Raw genomic sequence first — 19,909 nt, forward strand, 5'->3', positions numbered from 1 at the left:
AAGAAGGGTGCTGTCCTAATTTTTCGGACACCCATCAGCCCTTTGGATCAAGCTATAATCAAGGCCTCGCAAAGAATGAAACGTTTGCAAAAGATTAATTCTTTGCTATAACAGAGCCTATTTTTCCTGGACTCGCCAGTTCAATGAGTAAGATTTTGCAATGACCCAAATTGATAAGAAACATCCTAGTCCTGAGGATAATCCTAATGCTGAAGCCGTCGATGAGCAAAGGCGGCGTTTTTTGTTAGTCACAACGGGTGTTTTAGGCGGGATTGGTGCAGCTTGTGCTTTAACTCCTTTTATTTCATCTTGGTTACCCAGTGCGAAAGCTCAGGCAGAGGGTGCTCCTGTACAAGTCGACCTCAATCGATTAGAACCGGGTCAACAAGTCACTGTAGAATGGCAAGGAAAGCCAGTTTGGATAATACGGCGAACAAAGAAAATGCTAGTACAACTTGCAGGTCATGACAGTCAATTGCGAGATCCCCAGTCGCTCGTTGAACAGCAACCCGATTACGCAAAAAATCAATACCGTTCGATTAATCCTGAATACCTAGTCCTAATTGGTATTTGTACCCATTTGGGTTGTGCTCCCAAATTTAGACCGGTTGAAAACGAATTAGGCCCTCATTGGCCTGGTGGATTTTATTGTCCTTGTCACGGCTCAACTTTTGATCTTGCCGGACGTGTCTTTAAAGGGGTGCCGGCACCGATTAATTTGGAAGTTCCGCCTTATCGATTTATTAATGAAAGCACAATTATTATTGGTGAAGAGGAAGAAGGATTTTCATCATGAAAAAATTAATCAACTGGATCGATGAGCGTTTTCCTCTTTTAAGTACTTGGAAAGAACAGTTCAGCGAGTATTATGTTCCCAAAAATCTTAATTTCTTTTATTTTTTTGGTTCCTTAGCCCTGGTTGTCCTAGCCATCCAATTAGTAACTGGGTTGTGGTTAACCATGTTTTATGTTCCCACCGCAGAGCAAGCGTTTAGCTCAATCGAATATATCATGCGAGATGTGAATTATGGTTGGCTGCTCCGTTATATGCACTCTACTGGTGCCTCGGCTTTTTTTATTGTGGTTTATTTACATATGTTTAAAGCACTATTGTATGGCTCCTACCAGAAGCCGAGAGAACTGGTTTGGCTTATAGGGGTGGTGCTATTCATTTTGTTAATGGCCGAAGCGTTTTTTGGTTACTTACTCCCTTGGGGACAAATGTCGTACTGGGGGGCACAAGTGATTACGTCTCTCCTGAGTGCAATACCCTATGTGGGTGAAAATTTAGTGACTTGGTTGCGAGGAGATTACAATGTAGCGAATGCTACCCTGCAACGTTTTTTTGCCCTCCACGTGATTGCTATTCCTCTTTTATTGCTATTTTTTGTTTTTTTACATCTTATAGCCTTACATAAAGTGGGCTCGAATAATCCTGAAGGTATTGAAATAAAAAAGCAACTCGACCAACGAGGTAAACCGCTTGATGGCCTGCCTTTGCATCCTTATTTTACCGTTAAAGATTTTGTGGCTGTTCTCGTTTTTTTAATTGTGTTTTTTGCAGTTGTATTTTTTTTCCCAGAGATGGGAGGGTACTTTTTAGAACATGAGAATTTTGCTGCGGCAAATCCTTTAATCACTCCTGAACATATTGCTCCTGTTTGGTATATGACTCCATTTTATGCCATTTTACGTGCAATTCCTGATAAGTTGATGGGCGTTATTGCGATGGGGGCATCCATTCTAATTTTATTTTTATTGCCTTGGTTGGATAGAAGCCCGGTGCGCTCAATGCGTTATAAAGGATATTACTCCCGCTATGCGTTGGGCTTGCTTGTGCTATGTTTCTTTATCTTAGGTTACCTAGGTACGGTTAATGTGACCGCTGTAAAACAGTATGTAGCACGCGTTTGTGCATTCATCTATTTTGCTTATTTTCTGGGTATGCCGATTTATAGTCATCATGAAACCTATCGAGAAGTGCCTGAGAGGATAAAAAGGTGAATAAACAGAGCATTAAGTTTCTGATTGGTTTGCTGGCTCTATTCTTACTAAAAATAGCCCAGAGTACTACAGTTAATTTATTGCCAGTAAAAGTTGAGGTTCAAGATAAAGCAAGGCTTCAACGAGGTGCGAAAATTTTTATGAATTATTGCTCTGGCTGCCATTCTTTGCGCTATCTACGCTATAACCGGATGGGGAATGACTTAGGACTGGTAACTTTTGACGGGCAATTAGATAAAAAGTTATTGTTTAACAACCTCATTTTTACCAGTGCAAGAATTCAAGATCCTATTCAAATTAGCTTGCCAGCAACCGATGCTCGACAATGGTTTGGACTGGTGCCCCCTGATTTATCTTTAGTTGCACGTGAACGAGGCGCGTCCTGGTTATATACCTATTTAAAAAGTTTTTACGCAGACAGCTCACGCCCATTTGGAACCAATAATTTATTAGTGCCTGATGCTGCTATGCCTAATGTTTTAGCTCCTCTTGAAGGAGAAGTGGTTGTAGTAAGAGAGAATCCCGAGCAAACGCCTCATCTGCTGCTTAAAGATAAAGGAGAAATGAGTCAACAGCAGTTTGATAATATGTTGGAAGATTTAGTCAGTTTTTTAGTTTATGTCAGCGAACCGGCGCAATTAATTCGTTATCGTATCGGCCTAGTAGTGCTTGCCTTTTTAGGTGTTTTTTTATTAGTTGCTTATTGGCTCAAAAAACTTTATTGGAAAGAATGCCGTGATAAAATTTAACTCTTTTTTGAATTTAAAAATTCTAAGCTGATCAGGACACCTAAAATTGTGCTAGAATGGTGCCTTTTGGCGTACTGTAAAGTATGAGTTAATTGATTTCAGAGGAGTTACGATGGCCATTGTAGCAAAGCGTACGATCATGTCTTTGTATTCTGACAATGATGATGTTTATAGTCATCAAGTGCGAATAGTTTTAGCGGAAAAAGGAGTCAATGTTGAAATCCTTCACGCTAAGCAAGGGGAAGCTACGGGCGATTTGTATGCAGTTAATCCTTATGGCTCCGTTCCAACGCTTCTCGATCGCGAATTAGTATTGTATGAAGCGCGTATAATTATGGAATATTTAGACGAACGATTTCCTCATCCTCCACTGCTTCCTGTTTATCCAGTTGCTCGTGCTGAAGCACGTAAAATGATGTATCGTGTGGAACAAGACTGGTATCAATTATTACAGCGTATAAAAGCTGGTGTTGAGGTTGAAGAGGCGCGTCAACATTTGACCGATAGTTTGATAAGTCTTGAGCCTGTTTTTGCTGACAAACCTTATTTTCTAAGTGATGAATTCTCATTACTGGATTGTGCGCTTGCTCCTTTATTATGGCGATTGCCACAATTAGGAATCGACATTCCAACGAAATTAAAAGGTTTAAATGCTTACATGCAGCGTTTATTTAAACGAGATTCATTCCAAGCGAGCTTAACGGACGTTGAGAGACAATTGAGAGCAGCCTAAAATGACTACCATGACTTCCAACAAGCCTTATCTGATTCGTGCAATCTATGATTGGATAGTGGATAACGATTTAACGCCTTATATTTTGGTTAATACAGACTATCCTGATGTTCAGGTGCCACAAGAACATGTTAATGGCAGTCGGATAGTGTTGAATATTTCACCTAAAGCTTGCCGAGGCCTGCATCTTGAGAATGATAGAATCGTTTTTACTGCGCGCTTCTCTGGACAAAGTGTACAAATTTTTGTTGTTCCTGCAGCAGTTCTTGCTATCTACGCTAAAGAAAATGGTCGTGGGATGGAGTTTGGTGAAGAATATGGAGACGAACCTCCTTCCCCAGCAAAACCTTCGACCACCAAAGGGCGAAACAAACCGGCATTGACCTTAGTGAAAAAAGAAGATAAAGACTAAGCGGTTGATCAATGAGACAGATGCTGAATTGTCATCTCTGCCTTCGAGGGATGACAACAAAATCATGGGGATTTATGAGTTCGAGACTGCCTTACGGCCTCCTCAGCTCGAACGGAACTAAGATAAAAAATCATCTTAGCTTGACGGCGATGAAGTACTCAGGCAAAACTGATGATAGGCGCGCAGATTAGTCACTAAGACAGTCTTCTGCGAGAATCAACAAATCAAAGTGTCAGACTCATTGATTTTTATTTCTGAACTTTTCACTATTAAAGCTTCACTCATCAAATGGAGCGCTAAAGCGATGACATCAGCAAAAATTGCCCTATATCAGACTCCGCAAATTCGTTCATGTGAAAAAATGGCCATCGACGATTTGGGTTTGCCTGAAGATGAATTGATGGAGCGTGCTGGTTCTAGCGCATTTTCTACGCTAACCATGCTACACCCAGATGTCAGAAGCATTGCCGTTTTTTGTGGTGGTGGGAATAATGCGGGTGATGGTTATGTATTAGCACGACTTGCCCAGGAAAAAGGGTATTCTGTTGTTATCAATCAATATAAAACCATTGAGAATCTGCCCCCCGCAGCTCAACATGCAGCATTGCAAGCGGTGGCTGCAGGCGTACTTTGCCAATGTCTAGATGATCCAATCGATAGTGACGTCGAGTTAATTGTAGATGCCTTGCTAGGTATTGGTTTAAAAGGTGATGTCCACGGCCCTATAGCGACTGCAATTAATCAAATGAATGATTCTAAGCTTCCAATCTTAGCGATTGATGCGCCTTCTGGATTGGATGCAGACACTGGACAAGTGATGGGTGTGTGTGTAAGAGCTACCGCGACGGTGACCTTTATTGGTTATAAATTAGGATTAATGACTTTGGACGGGCCAGATCATTGTGGACAAGTGGTTTGTCATAGTCTCCAACTTGATAAATGTTTAGCCGCCTTGCAACCAGTCGCTTATCTTTTAGATGGTCATTTAACTAAACAGCTCCTCCGACCGCGTTTAAAAAATTCTCATAAGGGAAAGTTTGGCCATGTTTTGGTGATTGGTGGAAACTATGGAATGCCAGGAGCGATTTACATGGCGGCGAACGCTGCTTTGCGAGTTGGAGCAGGTCTGGTATCTATTGCTACACGGCACGAATATGCAAGGCAAATTTTACCGCTGCTGCCAGAAGCAATGCTTTATGGGGTTGATGAGGTTAGCGATCTGCTTCCATTAATCGCCAAGGCAACGGTCTGTATTCTTGGACCTGGTTTAGGCGACGACGAATGGGCAAAGGCATTATTTACCACCGCGGTTGCTTCGCAATTGCCAATGATTATCGATGCTTCGGCACTGCGGCTTCTTGCCCAAAACCCTCAACATGATGATAATTGGATACTCACACCTCACCCGGGTGAGGCTGCGAGTTTGTTGCGTGATACAACTGCTGAAATTCAGAAAGATCGCTATCAAGCCGTCATTCGCTTACAAGATGAATATGGTGGTAATGTTGTACTGAAAGGTGCAGGCTCACTTGTAGCAACGGATGAATCAGAAGTTTATCTGTGCAATGCAGGAAATCCTGGAATGGCCAGTGCTGGGATGGGCGATGCCTTAAGTGGAGTCATTGCAGGTTTAGTAGCACAAGGATTACTGCTTTCTGATGCCACTAAATTAGGGGTTTGGTTGCATGCGACTGCCGGCGATGCTGCAGCTGCTGAAAAAGGAGAGCGAGGTTTAATGGCTAGTGATCTGATGCCTTACCTGCATAGCTTAGTGAATTGGGTAAACGAATGACGGCTCTGAGTTCCATCGATTTACCGAATGAATTGAGTTCAGAACGGCTTGCAACTCAGTTAGCCGCCTGTTTAACCCCGCCTTTAGTGCTAACTTTCAGCGGTGAAATAGGTGCAGGAAAAACGACTTTTATTCGCGCTATGTTACGTGCTTTAGGAGTAAAATCAGCGATTAAGAGCCCAACATTCTCATTGATTGAGAGTTATCAATGTGAGGGCTTGCAAATACATCATTTTGATCTGTATCGTATTCATGATGAGACGGAGCTGGAGTATATTGGTTTTAGAGATTATTTTTCGCCAAATTCGGTCTGCTGTATTGAATGGCCGGAACGTGCGAGTCATAGTCTAGAACAGGTTGATATTAATTTTGCATTTGCTATCAGTGGGGGCGGACGATTGCTAACTATACAAGCATTCAGCGCCGCTGGAGTAACAATTTTGTCTTGCCTTGAAGGTAAACAATGAGTATGCGAACGTTTTGTTTTGGTTTGTTAATGGTCTGTTGCTCTACTCTTATGGCGGCAAAACTGCTATCGGTAGATATTAAGCAGGAATCAGGTCATCCCTCCGTGCTTTTTAAATTGGATAGCGCAGTGTCTCATAAAGTATTCACTCTCACTAATCCGAATCGAGTGGTCATTGATTTTGAAGATACTAATTTAGCTGTCGATCTTAATCGAGTTAATTTGGGTAGTCAGCTGATTAAATATATTCGCAGTGGCCACCCTAATCCAAACACTTTACGCTTGGTTTTTGAAGTGAGCCAAATAGTCCAGACAAAAACAAACCCGCTAAGGTCCGCTGCTGCGAATGGGTTTACGGTTGATTTATCAGCCAATGGGGGACAGCCGGCTAAACCCAACGCGCCAGCTAAGCTCGCCCTAGTCGCGAAATCAGCTGAACCCATTAAGCTTGCCTCATCGGTGCCGATTTCGGTTCGCCATGCTCCAAGTCGAAATTTACGTGACGTAGTTGTCGCGTTAGATCCCGGTCATGGTGGAAAGGATCCAGGGGCTAGTGGGCCAAGTAATGCCATTGAAAAAGACGTGACTTTAGCGATTGCTTTAAAATTAAAGCAAATTATTGATAAGCAACCTGGTATGCGGGCAGTTTTAACGCGTAAAGGCGATTATTATATTGGCTTACGTGAGCGTTTAACTATTGCAAGAAAATATAATGCCGATGTTTTTGTTTCAATTCATGCGGACGCGTTTATTAATCAACAATCCAACGGAGCTTCGGTTTTTGCTTTATCCCAGTCTGGAGCAACCAGTGAAGCGGCGCGTTGGCTAGCAGAAAAGGAAAACTATTCAGAATTAGGTGGTGTTAATTTAGCCAATTTAGATGACCAGAGTGGTCTAGTGCGCACTGTTTTAATTGATTTATCACAAACAGCGACTATCGGCTCAAGTCTGCACATGGGAGATAGGGTTTTACACAATTTAGACGCGATTACTACCTTACATAATAACAAGGTGGAACAGGCTCGGTTTATGGTACTTAAATCACCTGATATCCCTTCCATTTTGATTGAAACTGGATTCATTTCTAATCCTCGAGAAGAAAAAAATCTTAGCTCTGGGGCTTATCAAACTAAGTTAACACAAGCCATTTTCCAAGGACTTAAACGTTATTTCTGGGATTACCCTCCTCATGGTACACGCGTTGAAATGCTGGCTGGTGGCAATAATACGATTCAAACGCAAAAAGCTAATATTCATGTCGTGCAACGAGGAGAATCTTTGCCCAAGATTGCTAAGCAATATCATGTGAGTATTGCGGCTTTACAAGCGGCGAATCATTTGCCGGGTTCTCTATTGCAAGCCGGGCAAAAACTGCTCATCCCGTCTTCGGTGACTTAGGATAGATGAATGTTTTCGATAGGCTGTAGAACGGCAGGCCTTGAGTGTCTGCCATGAGAATTCACCAACTGCCTAGCGCTCTAGCAAATCAAATTGCTGCAGGTGAAGTGATTGAACGACCTGCTTCAGTTGTCAAGGAGTTATTAGAAAACGCCTTCGATGCGCAAGCCAGTTTAATCAGTATTGATATTGGGTATGGCGGTTTAAATCAAATTAAAATAAGCGACAATGGTATTGGCATTGTAGCCGATGATTTACCTCTCGCAATCGCTGCACATGCTACAAGTAAAATCACTCAGCTTCAGGATTTATATTCCATTGCTAGCTTGGGATTTCGCGGTGAAGCCTTGGCAAGTATAGCCTCAATATCTCGTTTATTTATTAGTTCTAAACCAGCCAATCAACCCCATGCTATGTCGCTTTCCACTGCTGGAGGAGAGGCTATTCATCTAGCGCCTTGTGCCCGCAACCAAGGTACGACAATGGATGTGCGCGATATTTTTTTTAATGCGCCAGTGAGGAAAAAATTTTTAAAATCCGAGCGCATGGAGTTTCAAGCCATTGAAACGATTGTTAGACGCTTTGCTTTGAGTGCCCCTGAAATAGCGATTTCTCTAAGTCATAATGGCAAGCAACAATTTCATTTACCGCCTGCTAATTGTGATAAAACGCAATTGGCGCGTATTCGCAAATTGCTGGGAAAAACCTTTATTGATCAAGCACGGTATTTCAATACTGAGCATGCCGGTCTGCATTTGTATGGATGGATTAGTACGGCCGATTATCAGCGTTCCCAAAATGATAAACAATGGATTTATGTCAATAAACGCATGGTAAAAGATAAATTACTGAATCATGCAATCAAGAAGGCCTACGAAGATTTATTGCATCCGGGGCGTTATCCTGCTTGCTTATTATATTTAACGATTAATCCGGAAGAAGTTGATGTTAATGTGCATCCAACAAAGCATGAGGTCCGATTTCAACAACCCCGATTAGTACATGATTTTATCAGTTCCCAGATTCAACAGGCTTTACATAAACCTAGTTTGCAATGGAATTATTCTCAAGAAACTCTACCGGAAGTGTCCCAATTACAGGTAGCTGAACCTTATTCTCCGCCTGCATTCATGAAAAAAATGGTGAATGATTTGCCGGAGAAAAAAAATTGGATCGCTATAAATGCCTCGTTTGTTTTAATTTTTTTGCAGGAACAACCTTATTTAATCGATATCATTGCTTTACAGCGTCATTGGCTTTTGTCGATTCTAGCTGGGCAAGAATTACCTTTAGCCAGCCGGCCGTTACTTGTTCCAGTCAGTTATTCGATTAAGAAGTCTTATCTTGAACAGATTAACGAATATCGACAAGCGTTAAGCCAAGTTGGCATAGGCTTCGATTTAGCAAGTGAGCAGACGTTATTAATTCGCAGTTTACCTCTAGTAATCCCCAATTTGGATCTCAAGCAATTTTTAAGCTCAGTCTTTGAATCTCCTCCACCATCAACGAAAGAATTGTTTGAATTATTAACTTTATGCCAATCTTTTGATGCTCAATGTGCAAGAGAAGAGGAAATTGGCACACTAAGTGACTATTTAAGGGCCTTAGGTAGTGATAAACTAAACATCTGGTGCAAGCATTTATCCAAAGAAACCTGCCGAGGCTTGCTAAATGCCTAAAACTATTTTTTGTTTAATGGGGCCGACTGCTTCAGGTAAAACTGCGTTAGCCTCTGAGCTTATCAAATCATTTCCATTTGAAATCATCAGTGTCGATTCTGCAATGATTTATCGAGAAATGAATATCGGAACAGCGAAACCTAGTCCCGAAGAACTTTTAATTACTCCCCATCATTTAATCGATATTATCGACCCTCCAGAAAGCTATTCAGCCGCGCAATTCTGTGAGGATACGGTGAAGCTTGTTGAAGCAATTTATAGTCGTCATAAAATCCCCTTATTAGTTGGCGGAACGATGATGTATTTCCATGCTTTACAACAGGGTTTATCTCCTTTGCCTCAAGCGGATGACACCTTGCGTGCTGTGCTTACTCAACAAGCAGAATTGTTAGGTTGGGTTTATATGCATGAACAATTAGCGCAAGTGGACCCGCAGTCGGCTTTAAGAATTCATCCCAATGATGCTCAGCGCATTCAACGTGCTTTAGAAGTCTATCATTTAACAGGTAAACCACTTTCTTCATTCTGGTCCGAGCAAAAAGAAAATCAGAATTATCATTTTGTTAATCTTGCTCTATTTCCAGAGGATCGGAATTGGTTACATACACGTATTGAAGCTCGGTTTGAGCAGATGCTGGAACAAGGGTTTGTTTATGAGGTAGCTCAATTACTGCAAAAATGGCAATTGCCCTTAACTTGTCCTGCTATGCGCTGTGTAGGCTATCGTCAGGTCATTGATTATTTAGCAGGGGATTATAATTATGAAATCTTGCGTCATAAAGGGGTTGTCGCTACACGTCAGCTCGCCAAAAGACAATTAACATGGCTTCGTTCTTGGCCAAACTCATCGGCTTTTCCTTGCGAAAAACCGGCTGTTGTTGGGGAAATCATAGCACTCATCAGGGAAATATTAGATAATATGTCGGCTTCTCATAGAGCGTGCGAGAAAACACATAAAAAATAGAAATTCGAGGGGAAACATACAGATGGCAAATACAGTCGAAGAACTAGCCTGTGCTAAAAAAAAATATATCGTTCATCACCACGATTTACCTTTAAGTTGCCCAACAGATGAGATGATTTTGTGGAATGCTCATCCGAAGGTATACCTGCCTATCGAAAAAACGGGTACGGAAGTTTGCCCCTATTGTGGGTCTGAGTTTGTTTTAGAATGATAAAATCAATTTGCGTAGTTCGGTTATCAGCTTTAGGCGATGTGCTAATGTTTGTTCCCTTAGTGCGCACACTGCAAGCCAATTTACCTCAAGCATCGATTACTTGGGTTATTTCTCGCCCAGCTTATGATCTCGTTGAGGGAATGGATGGCGTTGAGTTTATTGTCATTAACAAACCGAGCAGCTTGGTTGATTATTGGCGTTTTAAAAGACAATTAAAAGGTCGAAAGTTTGATGTATTATTGGCGTCGCAAGCTAGTTTTCGCGCAAATTTACTTTATCCTTTGATTCCTGCCCCGCGAAAGATTGGCTATGATAAGATTCGTGCCAAAGATGGTCATGATTGGGTGATTAACGAAACCATTGAGCCAGGACAGGATCACACCTTGGATGGATTTTTAAAATTCGCAACTGCTTTAGGGCTACCAAAAAAAGATCTGCGCTGGGATTTACTTATTCGCCAAGCTGATTATGAATGGGCAAGTGCTCATTTACAAACCTCTAAACCGATTTTAGTGGTTAATCCAGCCGCGAGTAAACCTGAACGAAGTTGGCCCACCGAGCGTTATATTGAAGTGATAAAAGAAGCTCAACAACGCTGGCAGGTGCAGGTTGTTTTAACAGGCGGACCTGGTGCTTATGACAGAGCTTTAGCCGATGAAATACTACAGCAGGTAGAATGCATCGATTTAGTAGGAAAAACTAAGCCAAAACAACTACTTGCCGTTATTAACCACGCGCAAGCGGTATTATGTCCTGATACCGGTCCCTCACATATGGGAACTGCAGTAGGTACTCCCGTTGTAGCTTTACATGCCGTAACGAGTGCGAATGTCTCTGGCCCCTATACGTTTAGACATTTAGCGGTGGATTGCTATCCTGAAGCGGTAACTACCATTCTCAATAAGACTGCTGAAACCAATATTTGGGGTACCCATGCTCATGGTGAAGAAACGATGAAGTTAGTTAAGGTAGATGCTGTTCTTGCGAAGTTGGAGTCTTTATTCTCAAACTCAATTCCCGCTCCCACAGTTGAGCCATAGGGGGTTTGAAGTCCAACGGAACGAAAACGTACGCTAAGAGCTTTCAATCTATCTAAAAGTTTGCCTAATGACCTAAATTTCTTAAAAATATTTTTTAAAGAAAAAACGCTTGTGTCTTGGAGGACAATTTTCAATTACTCCGAAAACTTCATAACCACGTTTCAAATAAAAATCTTTTGCCTGCCAGTCAAACGTATCCGTATGAGATACGATTGCTCCCTTTATTCTGGCTTCTTCTTCAATTTTATTTATTAAGATTGAACCTATTCCTTGATTTCGATACTCCTGAGTCACATACAACTCACTAATGTAGACCATTTGCCAGCAAGAAAAGGCATTAATGCCTGCAATGATTAATCCATTTTGGTCTTTAATATGATAATTAAGTGGGGTGAAATCCATTTTAGAGGTGTATTGGACTTGGTTCTTATTAAACTCACCTAGTGTGTTATCAATGTACTCAATTTCATTTTCTGAACTTTTTAAGATGTTGAATTTCACGTTTTACTTGCTCCAATTGGCCTTATCCTTTGATTAAATTTATGATTAATTCAATCATGATATCTTTTTGGTCTGATTGACTTTGAGCGACCAGAAGTGCAAGAGCAACTAAGGCATTGTCATTAATTTTCGCTTCCCCATTGTTTTTCAAATGATGTTTATTTTTTTGTAAAAACCAAATAAACATCAATGCACCAATCCGTTTGTTTCCATCAATGAATGGGTGATTTTTTATTATAAAATAAACAGATGAGCAGCCTGCTCTTCAATACTTGGATAAAGATACTCCCCATTAAAACTTTGAACTATATTGCCTAAGATTCCTACGAAGCCATCATCTCTTGAATTACCAAATAAAGGCGTAGCTTCTCCTTGCGTAATGAGCTTTTCTTTTAAGCTATGAATTGCATACATCGCTTCTTTGATACTAATTTCCTCTGTTATTCCTTTGCTCAATCCAGCCTTCGGGAAATGACCTGTATCATATTGATTTAATAGAATAAAACTATGGGTGTATTCCGTTAGTACTGTCAGTAAACCCTTCGCTTCAATTTGATCTAAAGATTCTAACTGAGCACTTTGAATCAAGGCGAGGCCTATTTTTAGCTTATCAATTGCTTCTAATTGTTGTTTTAACCTGGCTTCGTTTAAAGAATACCCTTGTAGTAGGTATTCTTTAAGTACCTGAGTAGCCCCAAATCCTAAATTGTGTTCCTTTTCTTGAATTAATTCGATAGCCAACAGAGATAATAGCATCTAAATTATAGTGCTTAATCAAGCGCTTAACTTTTCTAGTTCCTTCAATGCGAACTACCGAGTAATCCTCGGTAGTTGCCTCTTCTGAAAGTTCACCTTCGGAGTATATGTTTTTTAAATGTAATCCAATATTATCAATAGAAGTACCAAACAAATCGGACATCTGTTTCTGGTTCAGCCAAACTGTTTCACCTTTCAAATGCACTTCTGTTTGAAAGCTACCATCATCGGCTTGATAAATAAGAACCTGTTTTTGAATATTACCGTTATTATCCATTACCTTGAAACCTCTTGAAGTAATTTGTAAACGGTTGATCGCCCAATTCCAGTTTTCCTGGCAATTTCGGTTGCTCCAATACCTGATGTATAAAGTGAAATAATTTGTTCTCTATCGATGGTACGCTTGCGACCAAAATTTACCCCTCTTAGCTTAGCCTCTGTGCGACCTTCATTGGTTCGTTCTAGGATACGTTGTCTCTCTGCTTGGGCAACTGCAGCCAAGATGGTTACTATCATTTTTCCCATAGAACCTTCAGTACTAATCCCATCATCAAGAAATCGAATCGATACTCCCATTGCATCAAATTCTTTAATTAATTGAATCATATCTGCGGTATCTCGCCCTAGCCGATCTAATTTTTTAACCAAAATAACATCACCTTCTTCAACTTTAAGACGAAGAGTTTGCAAGCCATCACGTTCACAGTGACTGCCAGTTGCTTTGTCTGTAAATAGTCGATGTGATCTAACACCAGCATCCTTCAGTGCGTTAACTTGAATGTCCAAAGATTGCTGACTGGTTGAAACACGAGCATATCCAAAGAGCCGCATAGGTTAAAAATGTCTCCCTTATCGATTTGTAGAAGTTATGTCTACTAATCAGGTAAATCCGATTTTTTAGACAGTTTATGATAAGGTCTTTTGATTGTCTAACAATTTATAAATTATTAGACAGAACCTAGGCCGGGTTTGTAAAGTTTGTTGGGAGAATACATGCCAGTCTTTTTTTAACTGAGGAACAGACAGCTAGTTATGGACAATTTTCTGGCGAACCGATGAAGTACAATTAGCATGCTACTTTCTTCTTGATGAAACCGACCTTGCCTTCATTGCTCAGCGGCGAGGGGAGCAAAACCGTTTAGGAGCTGCTTTGCAACTTGGTTGTGTTCGATTTCTTGGAACTTTTCTCACTGATCTGTCACGGGTTCCAAGCAACGCCCAAAGCTTTATCGCCAGGCAACTAGGTATCACCAATATACAAATATTATCCACCTATGCACAACGAGAAACTACTCAAAGAGAGCATGCAGCTCAGATCCGTATTCAATACCATTATCGAGAATTTATATGGCCATGGTCATTCCGTTTAAGCAGGTTATTATACACCCGCAGCTGGGTAAGCAACGAGCGACCGAGCTTGCTCTTTGATTTGGCCACAAGTTGGCTCATCAAACATAAAATCCTTTTGCCAGGTGCTTCTACATTGACTCGCCTAATTTCTGAGATTCGCGAACACTCTACTAATCGATTATGGAAGCGTCTGTCTGCGTTGCCTAGGCCGGAACAGATTATCAAACTGGAAACATTGCTTCAAATCCCTGATGGATCAAGAACTTCTTGATTTGACCAGTATCGCAAAGGGCCAGTGACTATCAGTGACCCTGCCTTTAATGAGGCTGTTGATCGTTATCAGGAACTGAGAGATTTTGGCATTCATATCGATGGATTTTACCAGTATCCCACCAGCTCGCCTTAAAAATATTGCCCGTCAAGCTAGCATGGTCTCAATGCATAAGATTGCTCGTATGCCTGAAACTAACGTACTGCAATGTTGGTCGCATTTGTTAAAGCATACGAAACTATCGCACTGATGATGCATTGGATATTTTGGACTTGTTGATCAATAACATCGCTGGTGAAGCCAAAAGATTGGGTAAAAAAAGCGCCTGCGTACATTGAAAGATCTGGATAAATCCGCTCTTGCTCTGGCAGAGGTTTGTACTCTGATACTCAACGAAAACATGCAATATGAGCTCAATAAGACTCTTTATCTGCTTAATTACATCGATGATGAAGACTACCGCAGGAGAGTTTTAATTCAGTTAAATCGCGGTGAAGGTCGCCATGCAGTTGCAAGAGTGATTTGTCATGGGCAACGTGGAGAAATCAGAAAAAGGTATCGTGAGGGTTAGGAAGATCAACTTGGCGCTTTGGGGCTGGTAACTAATGCGCTGGCTCTTTGGAGTACCATTTATATGCAAGCCTCTTTAGATAACTTAAAGTTTCAAGGCAAAGAAGTACAAGAGGACGATGAAGCTCGGTTATCGCCTCTGAGCCATAAACATGTGAATATGCTTGGACATTATTCATTTACCCTTGCTGAGCAGGTTATGAATGGAAAGCTTAGACCGCTGAAACAGCAAACGGAAGTTGATGAATAGACTTAGCGTACGTTTTCGTTCCATTGGACTTCAAGCCCCTATAGCTATTATTCAAATCCAAGTATTGGATAGCTAACTAATTGAAAAAATACAGACAACAAATAAAAATTTGCTTAAACTGTCCTTAGCGCAGTATAATAATTACCCAGTTTCAATTAAAAAAATAAGTTATGCGATATTATTTATATCTATTTTTTATCCTAATCAGCTTAGTTAGTAGCCTAGTTCATGCACAAACCTATGTCGTTAAACTAGGAGCTACCCCAGTAAAAATATTAAAAGAAAGAGGACGAGGTAAAACCTTTGTTCACTTGCATGAAAGTGAATTTACCGCGTTCGCAGCGGCCAAATGTTTTATCAAAAGAGAAGGGGGTTCTTTAATTGCTCTCAAACACTCTGGCCAACGTAATGTCCGCTTTTACTTAAAAGGTGTTCGTTATGAATTTGATCCGAATCGGATTTTTACTGATAAAGGAATTAAAAGAACGCTGAAAAAATTCGGACCTTATTCTCTCGCAGCCCATCGAGAAGTCAAAAAACTGGCCAATAAAATTATTAGTCTATTGCCCAAAGGAAAAATTATTGCAGTGCACAATAATCGAGATTATTCTATTAAAGAATATTTTCCCAACCATTCCTTAGCTAAGGATGCGAAAGAACTTCATTATCGACCTAGAACAAGTTATAGAAATTTCTATTTTGTCACTAAAAAAGAAGATTATGAGCGCCTGAAAAGATTCAATTTCAATGTGGCACTGCAAGCAACTAAAGCACAAGATGACGGGTCACTATCTTATTATCTTGCGAAGAAAAACTACATCAATATTGAATCTGGTTATGGTGAAATGGTGGCTCAGCTGAACATGCTGCATTATGCTTAAAATCCGTAATCACTTGAATTAGCTTATTTGTTTTCTTTAAGCTATGATGTTTTGAATAGAAAGGAGATTCTCAAGATAGACCATTATCCAACGGAGGGATTAAGTTATGCATTTTAATCGATTAAAAATGGTGCTAGTTGTGATAATTTTTAGCGCCTTTTCATTCATGGCTTCTGCTGCTGCCATGGATCCCACTAAACAAATTCCCCCCCCTCCTACTGCAACGATGGATAATGCTACACAACAGACCTCTGCTGGAACTACAGATAATACAATTAAGCAGACTTCTACTCCTGGGACTACGAATGATACGACCAACCAGAATCCTGTTCCTGGGACTACGAATGATACGACCAACCAGAATCCTGCTCCTGGGACTACGAATGATACGACCAACCAGAATCCTACTCCTGGGACTATGAATGATACGACCAACCAGAATCCTGTTCCTGGGACTATGAATGATACGATCAACCACAATTCTACCCCTGCGGCTACGGATAATACGACTAAACAGCCCTCTGCTCCCGGGAATATGATGGATAGTAATCAGGCTGAGTCGTTTCAAGCAATTTGCCTTTCATCGTGGATGAAGAGAGAAACTAATGTAGCCAATATGACGGATTATAAAAAATTTGGCGAAAAATATTGTGCTTGTGCACTCACTCAACCGCTCGATACTGATGCTGCTGTGGATAAAGCAATTCAGGTCTGCATGTCTCGTACTTTATTACGTAATACAATGGATTCTTTGGAAGAAGAAATTGGTTTAGATAAAGCGAGCGACAAGGATGTGAGTCAGTTCTGTCAGGATACTTGGAACCTAATTTATCCCAAAATGAATGATCAAGCGAAGCAAATAGCAACCAGCTTTTGCGACTGTTCACAACCTAAATTAGTATCGCTTATTAAAAGTTCCAATAATATGGCCGATAAAGATTATTATGATCAAATCGATTCGGTTGCAGCGTCCTGCTCTGGTCCAATCCAATCAAGTCAAGAGCCTGCGAAATCAGCGAATTAAGCGCTAAAACCTTGATCTTGCCAATGCAAGATCAAGGTTTTTTTAATGCGATTGAAATATGCTAGGATTATCTTGAGTATATTTTGAAATTCTCAAGAGGATGTAGCTATAGACAAGAATGCAGAGCTTTACTACAAAAGCTCATTGGATTTATTCCTCCCTGCTGAGCAAATCGATGATATTGATGGATTTGCAGTAAAACTAGGTAAAAAACATTATTATTTTCGCGGGGGCGAAACGCCTTTTAATGACAGCTGTAGCGCTAATATTGCTCTCAATAAATATTGCATGAATAAAATTTTAGAATCACAAGGCATTCCTGTGCCTAAAGCTATTGCTTTACATCGCAGTGAGTTGGAGGATGGAGAGCTTAAAGAAAAAATAGCGGATCTAAAGTTTCCCCTGGTGGCAAAACCAACCAAAAATGGTTCTCGTGGACGTGATGTATTATGCAATATCCAAACCCTTGAGCAATTAACAAACTATCTAAACTACGCCTTTACACTTTATGAATTTATTACTATTGAAGAGTTTCATGGAAAATTGAAATCTTATCGCGTCCTAGTATTTAATCGCCAAGTGATAGGCGTTATTCAAAGATACCCCGCACAGGTGGTAGGGGATGGCAAACACAGCCTTGCTCAATTGGTTCAGTCGACTAATTTGCAACGAGCAAAACTGAATGATGCCTTAGGTGATATAGTGATTGATGAAGAATGTCGTATTAAATTGCAGGAATTAAAGCTCGACCTCGATTATATTCCCCAGCAAGATGAGCAAGTTTTCTTAGCTTACACTTCTAATGCGACCAGGGGAGGGACTTTTAAATCGCTGGGGAAGCAAATTTGTAAAAAGAATAGCCTTTTATTGATTCGTGCTGCCCAAGCTTTGAATTTAAATATTGTCGGAATTGATGTTGAATGTGAGGATATTAATGTACCTATGGAAGGCTCCAGAGGGGTAATCATCGAAATGAATAATTGCCCGAGTATCAAGATTCATGAGATACCCATGAGCGGACCGCCTAACCGAGTTAGCAAAAAGATAATGCGCAGTTTTATCTACCGTCATCCTCTTTCTTATCTAGCTATGCTATATATTAATAAAAGGGCTAATTTTTATATAAGAGGTTTTGTTTTAGCAATCTTTTTAGGTTTTATATTAAGTTATTTGTATAATCTAACTTAAATTAGGTCTAAAAAGGTGAACTGGTGGTAGATAATGGACACAATTAAAGTTCTCGACGTTTCCTTAAGAGATGGTGGTCATCGAACAAATTTTCATTTTAAAAACAAAGACTTAGAGGAAATTTTACAATTATTAGATCATTCAGGTCTTGAATACCTTGAAATTGGTTATCGCAATGGTTCTTTACATCCGATTGAAAATTTAGGCAGAGCAGGTCTTTGTGAAAAAGATTATCTTCTTCTTTGTCAGTCACTCATCAAGAATGCAAAAATTGCGGTAATGGCTCATCCTAACAATGTCAATAAAGCCGATCTCGAAGAATTAAAAGAGTGCGGAGTTGATCTTTTACGAATTTGTATTGCAAAAGGCGAGGTGGAATCTGCTTATCCGACCATTTCTTTAGCCAAGGAGTTAGGTTTAGAAACCTCCGCGAATTTTATTCATATGTCTTATTACAAAGAAAAAGAACTTGATGAATCAATCGAGGCAATTTCTAATCATCATCCTGACATGATTTATTTTGCGGATTCCAATGGCAGTATGTTGCCCTCTAGGATTCAAGCAATTTATAAAAAATACACCCAGCAATATTCTATTCCTTTTGGATTTCATGCTCATGATAATTTAGGTCTAGCCCAAGCGAATGCGTTAGCTGCATTAAATAATGGTGCGCAATATATCGATGTTTCTCTAGCTGGTATGGGTAAAGGCATAGGCAATCTTAAAACTGAATTTTTCACGGCTTATTTGCATGCGATAGATATTAAGAAATACAAACTTCCTGAAATTCTATCAGCAGCCAATTATGTTCGAAATGCACTGGGAATTGGCCATGAAGACATTGAAATGGATGAATTTATTAGAGGTATTTCCGATTTTTCAACCGCAGATCTAAAAGCTCATAAAGCAAGCACGATCTAGTGTTGTAACATCCTATAATTAGACCTTTATTTGAGAGTGAAATGAAAAAAAAAATACTAGCTCTTGCTCCTGTTATGCCTCATGAGTCTGATATTGAAGGAATAGCGAAGACCTTAGTCTTCCTCAATGAAAACTTTGAGCTCGATTTTATTGACCCGTTGATGAACATGGAAGCTTTGCCTAATGATCTTTATTATTCCTCCTGGCAAAGAGAATTAGCAAGTCGAATTGCTAATTATGATGCTTTTTTAGGTTTTTCTTTCGGCGGCGTTATTTTGCAGCAATGCTTTAACTTGTTTGAAGGGGCTAACAAACCAATCGTATTATTTTCAACCCCAACTTTTGCAAATGAGTCTTTGCAAGAGAAATTAGGAGGAGTCATTGATCTCTGTAAAAAAAATCGGGTGATGGAGGCGCTTAACACACTATATAACGATGTTTTTTTTCCTAATAAACCGCCACAAATTAATTATGGAATTTATGATCAAGAGCTTGCGTCGCGACGATTGATTTTTGGTTTGCAACGAGTATTAGATACGGATTCAACCCAGATTCTTAATCATGCCACTGTTGATCATTTGCATTTAATCGGTGAATTTTCAAATTTGGTTAATGTGGGTAATGTGATTGCTCCTAGGGTGGGGCTGTTAGCCATCGTACCGCAAGCGGGGATGCGCATATTACAAGATAACCAAGCTTTTTGTCAGAAGCTCATTTGCGAACGCTTGAATGATGGAGTGTAGCCC

Annotated in this window: 22 protein-coding genes and 2 pseudogenes; 19 read left to right on the plus strand and 5 right to left on the minus strand. The window is 40.2% G+C overall.

What is annotated here, in order from left to right; translation table 11 throughout:
- Positions 1-160: 160 nt before the first annotated feature.
- From petA to Ldro_RS05090, 12 genes are all read left to right on the plus strand, one after another.
- Complete coding sequence (petA, locus tag Ldro_RS05035) at positions 161-796, plus strand: ubiquinol-cytochrome c reductase iron-sulfur subunit (RefSeq protein WP_058495324.1); 636 nt, start codon at positions 161-163, stop codon at positions 794-796.
- Positions 793-2,004: a cytochrome b gene (locus tag Ldro_RS05040; RefSeq protein WP_058495325.1), complete on the plus strand. Its 1,212-nt coding sequence runs from the start codon at positions 793-795 to the stop codon at positions 2,002-2,004. Before petA ends, Ldro_RS05040 begins: the two co-directional genes overlap by 4 nt.
- Positions 2,001-2,753 carry a cytochrome c1 gene (locus tag Ldro_RS05045; RefSeq protein ID WP_058495326.1) on the plus strand — a complete coding sequence of 251 codons (753 nt, stop codon included), beginning with the start codon at positions 2,001-2,003 and terminating at the stop codon, positions 2,751-2,753. Before Ldro_RS05040 ends, Ldro_RS05045 begins: the two co-directional genes overlap by 4 nt.
- 112 nt (positions 2,754-2,865) lie before the next feature.
- Positions 2,866-3,486 (plus strand): stringent starvation protein SspA, encoded by a 621-nt coding sequence (sspA, locus tag Ldro_RS05050; RefSeq protein ID WP_058495327.1) that lies wholly within the window; start codon positions 2,866-2,868, stop codon positions 3,484-3,486.
- Positions 3,487-3,496: 10 nt separating this feature from the next.
- Positions 3,497-3,898, plus strand: coding sequence for a ClpXP protease specificity-enhancing factor (locus tag Ldro_RS05055; protein ID WP_193786639.1), 402 nt, complete (start codon positions 3,497-3,499; stop codon positions 3,896-3,898).
- Positions 3,899-4,202: 304 nt separating this feature from the next.
- The gene (locus Ldro_RS05060; RefSeq protein WP_058495329.1) at positions 4,203-5,690 is read left to right on the plus strand and encodes a bifunctional ADP-dependent NAD(P)H-hydrate dehydratase/NAD(P)H-hydrate epimerase; all 1,488 of its coding nucleotides are present in this window, start codon (positions 4,203-4,205) and stop codon (positions 5,688-5,690) included.
- Complete coding sequence (tsaE, locus tag Ldro_RS05065; RefSeq protein WP_058495330.1) at positions 5,687-6,157, plus strand: tRNA (adenosine(37)-N6)-threonylcarbamoyltransferase complex ATPase subunit type 1 TsaE; 471 nt, start codon at positions 5,687-5,689, stop codon at positions 6,155-6,157. The genes Ldro_RS05060 and tsaE overlap by 4 nt, the downstream gene beginning before the upstream one ends.
- On the plus strand, positions 6,154-7,554 hold the full coding sequence (locus Ldro_RS05070; RefSeq protein ID WP_058495331.1) for an N-acetylmuramoyl-L-alanine amidase: 1,401 nt from the start codon (positions 6,154-6,156) through the stop codon (positions 7,552-7,554). The genes tsaE and Ldro_RS05070 overlap by 4 nt, the downstream gene beginning before the upstream one ends.
- A gap of 53 nt (positions 7,555-7,607) precedes the next feature.
- Positions 7,608-9,233, plus strand: a complete 1,626-nt coding sequence (gene mutL, locus Ldro_RS05075) for a DNA mismatch repair endonuclease MutL (RefSeq protein WP_058495332.1) — start codon at positions 7,608-7,610, stop codon at positions 9,231-9,233.
- Positions 9,226-10,197 (plus strand): tRNA (adenosine(37)-N6)-dimethylallyltransferase MiaA, encoded by a 972-nt coding sequence (gene miaA / locus Ldro_RS05080; protein ID WP_058495333.1) that lies wholly within the window; start codon positions 9,226-9,228, stop codon positions 10,195-10,197. The genes mutL and miaA overlap by 8 nt, the downstream gene beginning before the upstream one ends.
- Positions 10,198-10,219: 22 nt before the next feature.
- The gene (locus Ldro_RS05085; RefSeq protein ID WP_058495334.1) at positions 10,220-10,408 is read left to right on the plus strand and encodes a zinc-finger domain-containing protein; all 189 of its coding nucleotides are present in this window, start codon (positions 10,220-10,222) and stop codon (positions 10,406-10,408) included.
- Positions 10,405-11,451, plus strand: a complete 1,047-nt coding sequence (locus tag Ldro_RS05090; protein WP_058495335.1) for a glycosyltransferase family 9 protein — start codon at positions 10,405-10,407, stop codon at positions 11,449-11,451. Before Ldro_RS05085 ends, Ldro_RS05090 begins: the two co-directional genes overlap by 4 nt.
- An 81-nt stretch (positions 11,452-11,532) precedes the next feature.
- On the opposite strand, the gene Ldro_RS05095 is transcribed toward Ldro_RS05090, so the two are convergent.
- The 5 genes from Ldro_RS05095 to Ldro_RS05105 are packed head-to-tail and all read right to left on the minus strand — an operon-like array spanning position 11,533 to position 13,539.
- Positions 11,533-11,952, minus strand: coding sequence for a GNAT family N-acetyltransferase (locus Ldro_RS05095; RefSeq protein ID WP_058495336.1), 420 nt, complete (start codon positions 11,950-11,952; stop codon positions 11,533-11,535).
- A gap of 22 nt (positions 11,953-11,974) precedes the next feature.
- The gene (locus Ldro_RS16730) at positions 11,975-12,139 is read right to left on the minus strand and encodes a hypothetical protein (RefSeq protein WP_238583969.1); all 165 of its coding nucleotides are present in this window, start codon (positions 12,137-12,139) and stop codon (positions 11,975-11,977) included.
- A 47-nt stretch (positions 12,140-12,186) separates the two neighbouring features.
- Entirely contained in the window at positions 12,187-12,708 is a 522-nt protein-coding gene (locus Ldro_RS16735) for a virulence RhuM family protein (RefSeq protein WP_238583970.1), read from the minus strand.
- Complete coding sequence (locus Ldro_RS16740; RefSeq protein WP_238583971.1) at positions 12,629-12,985, minus strand: virulence RhuM family protein; 357 nt, start codon at positions 12,983-12,985, stop codon at positions 12,629-12,631. Before Ldro_RS16740 ends, Ldro_RS16735 begins: the two co-directional genes overlap by 80 nt.
- Positions 12,985-13,539 carry a recombinase family protein gene (locus tag Ldro_RS05105; protein ID WP_058495337.1) on the minus strand — a complete coding sequence of 185 codons (555 nt, stop codon included), beginning with the start codon at positions 13,537-13,539 and terminating at the stop codon, positions 12,985-12,987. Before Ldro_RS05105 ends, Ldro_RS16740 begins: the two co-directional genes overlap by 1 nt.
- Before the next feature lie 158 nt (positions 13,540-13,697).
- Here Ldro_RS05105 and Ldro_RS16005 point away from each other — a divergent pair.
- The 7 genes and pseudogenes from Ldro_RS16005 to Ldro_RS05140 all read left to right on the plus strand — a co-directional run.
- Positions 13,698-14,726: pseudogene (locus Ldro_RS16005) on the plus strand (DUF4158 domain-containing protein); the annotation flags it as partial.
- Positions 14,727-14,729: 3 nt separating this feature from the next.
- Positions 14,730-15,149: pseudogene (locus Ldro_RS16975) on the plus strand (Tn3 family transposase).
- 170 nt (positions 15,150-15,319) lie between these two features.
- Complete coding sequence (locus Ldro_RS05120) at positions 15,320-16,030, plus strand: hypothetical protein (RefSeq protein WP_058495339.1); 711 nt, start codon at positions 15,320-15,322, stop codon at positions 16,028-16,030.
- A 106-nt stretch (positions 16,031-16,136) separates the two neighbouring features.
- Positions 16,137-17,054 carry a hypothetical protein gene (locus Ldro_RS05125; protein WP_058495340.1) on the plus strand — a complete coding sequence of 306 codons (918 nt, stop codon included), beginning with the start codon at positions 16,137-16,139 and terminating at the stop codon, positions 17,052-17,054.
- Between the two features lie 144 nt (positions 17,055-17,198).
- Positions 17,199-18,242, plus strand: a complete 1,044-nt coding sequence (locus tag Ldro_RS05130) for a UDP-N-acetylmuramyl peptide synthase (protein WP_058495341.1) — start codon at positions 17,199-17,201, stop codon at positions 18,240-18,242.
- A 33-nt stretch (positions 18,243-18,275) separates the two neighbouring features.
- On the plus strand, positions 18,276-19,163 hold the full coding sequence (locus Ldro_RS05135; protein ID WP_058495342.1) for a beta/alpha barrel domain-containing protein: 888 nt from the start codon (positions 18,276-18,278) through the stop codon (positions 19,161-19,163).
- A 41-nt stretch (positions 19,164-19,204) separates the two neighbouring features.
- Positions 19,205-19,906, plus strand: coding sequence for a hypothetical protein (locus tag Ldro_RS05140; RefSeq protein ID WP_058495343.1), 702 nt, complete (start codon positions 19,205-19,207; stop codon positions 19,904-19,906).
- Positions 19,907-19,909: the final 3 nt, after the last annotated feature.

Origin of the sequence: Legionella drozanskii LLAP-1, assembly GCF_001467585.1 — a bacterium.
Taxonomy (GTDB): domain Bacteria; phylum Pseudomonadota; class Gammaproteobacteria; order Legionellales; family Legionellaceae; genus Tatlockia; species Tatlockia drozanskii.

What these genes read in the sequence shown, in the direction of transcription:
- petA (WP_058495324.1), top strand. Translation starts at nt 161, where the DNA reads ATGACCCAAATTGATAAGAAACATCCTAGTCCTGAGGATAATCCTAAT.
- Ldro_RS05040 (WP_058495325.1), top strand. Translation starts at nt 793, where the DNA reads ATGAAAAAATTAATCAACTGGATCGATGAGCGTTTTCCTCTTTTAAGT.
- sspA (WP_058495327.1), top strand. Translation starts at nt 2,866, where the DNA reads ATGGCCATTGTAGCAAAGCGTACGATCATGTCTTTGTATTCTGACAAT.
- Ldro_RS05055 (WP_193786639.1), top strand. Translation starts at nt 3,497, where the DNA reads ATGACTTCCAACAAGCCTTATCTGATTCGTGCAATCTATGATTGGATA.
- Ldro_RS05060 (WP_058495329.1), top strand. Translation starts at nt 4,203, where the DNA reads ATGACATCAGCAAAAATTGCCCTATATCAGACTCCGCAAATTCGTTCA.
- tsaE (WP_058495330.1), top strand. Translation starts at nt 5,687, where the DNA reads ATGACGGCTCTGAGTTCCATCGATTTACCGAATGAATTGAGTTCAGAA.
- Ldro_RS05070 (WP_058495331.1), top strand. Translation starts at nt 6,154, where the DNA reads ATGAGTATGCGAACGTTTTGTTTTGGTTTGTTAATGGTCTGTTGCTCT.
- mutL (WP_058495332.1), top strand. Translation starts at nt 7,608, where the DNA reads ATGAGAATTCACCAACTGCCTAGCGCTCTAGCAAATCAAATTGCTGCA.
- miaA (WP_058495333.1), top strand. Translation starts at nt 9,226, where the DNA reads ATGCCTAAAACTATTTTTTGTTTAATGGGGCCGACTGCTTCAGGTAAA.
- Ldro_RS05085 (WP_058495334.1), top strand. Translation starts at nt 10,220, where the DNA reads ATGGCAAATACAGTCGAAGAACTAGCCTGTGCTAAAAAAAAATATATC.
- Ldro_RS05090 (WP_058495335.1), top strand. Translation starts at nt 10,405, where the DNA reads ATGATAAAATCAATTTGCGTAGTTCGGTTATCAGCTTTAGGCGATGTG.
- Ldro_RS16730 (WP_238583969.1), bottom strand. Translation starts at nt 12,139, where the DNA reads ATGTTTATTTGGTTTTTACAAAAAAATAAACATCATTTGAAAAACAAT.
- Ldro_RS16735 (WP_238583970.1), bottom strand. Translation starts at nt 12,708, where the DNA reads ATGCTATTATCTCTGTTGGCTATCGAATTAATTCAAGAAAAGGAACAC.
- Ldro_RS16740 (WP_238583971.1), bottom strand. Translation starts at nt 12,985, where the DNA reads ATGGATAATAACGGTAATATTCAAAAACAGGTTCTTATTTATCAAGCC.
- Ldro_RS05105 (WP_058495337.1), bottom strand. Translation starts at nt 13,539, where the DNA reads ATGCGGCTCTTTGGATATGCTCGTGTTTCAACCAGTCAGCAATCTTTG.
- Ldro_RS05120 (WP_058495339.1), top strand. Translation starts at nt 15,320, where the DNA reads ATGCGATATTATTTATATCTATTTTTTATCCTAATCAGCTTAGTTAGT.
- Ldro_RS05125 (WP_058495340.1), top strand. Translation starts at nt 16,137, where the DNA reads ATGCATTTTAATCGATTAAAAATGGTGCTAGTTGTGATAATTTTTAGC.
- Ldro_RS05135 (WP_058495342.1), top strand. Translation starts at nt 18,276, where the DNA reads ATGGACACAATTAAAGTTCTCGACGTTTCCTTAAGAGATGGTGGTCAT.
- Ldro_RS05140 (WP_058495343.1), top strand. Translation starts at nt 19,205, where the DNA reads ATGAAAAAAAAAATACTAGCTCTTGCTCCTGTTATGCCTCATGAGTCT.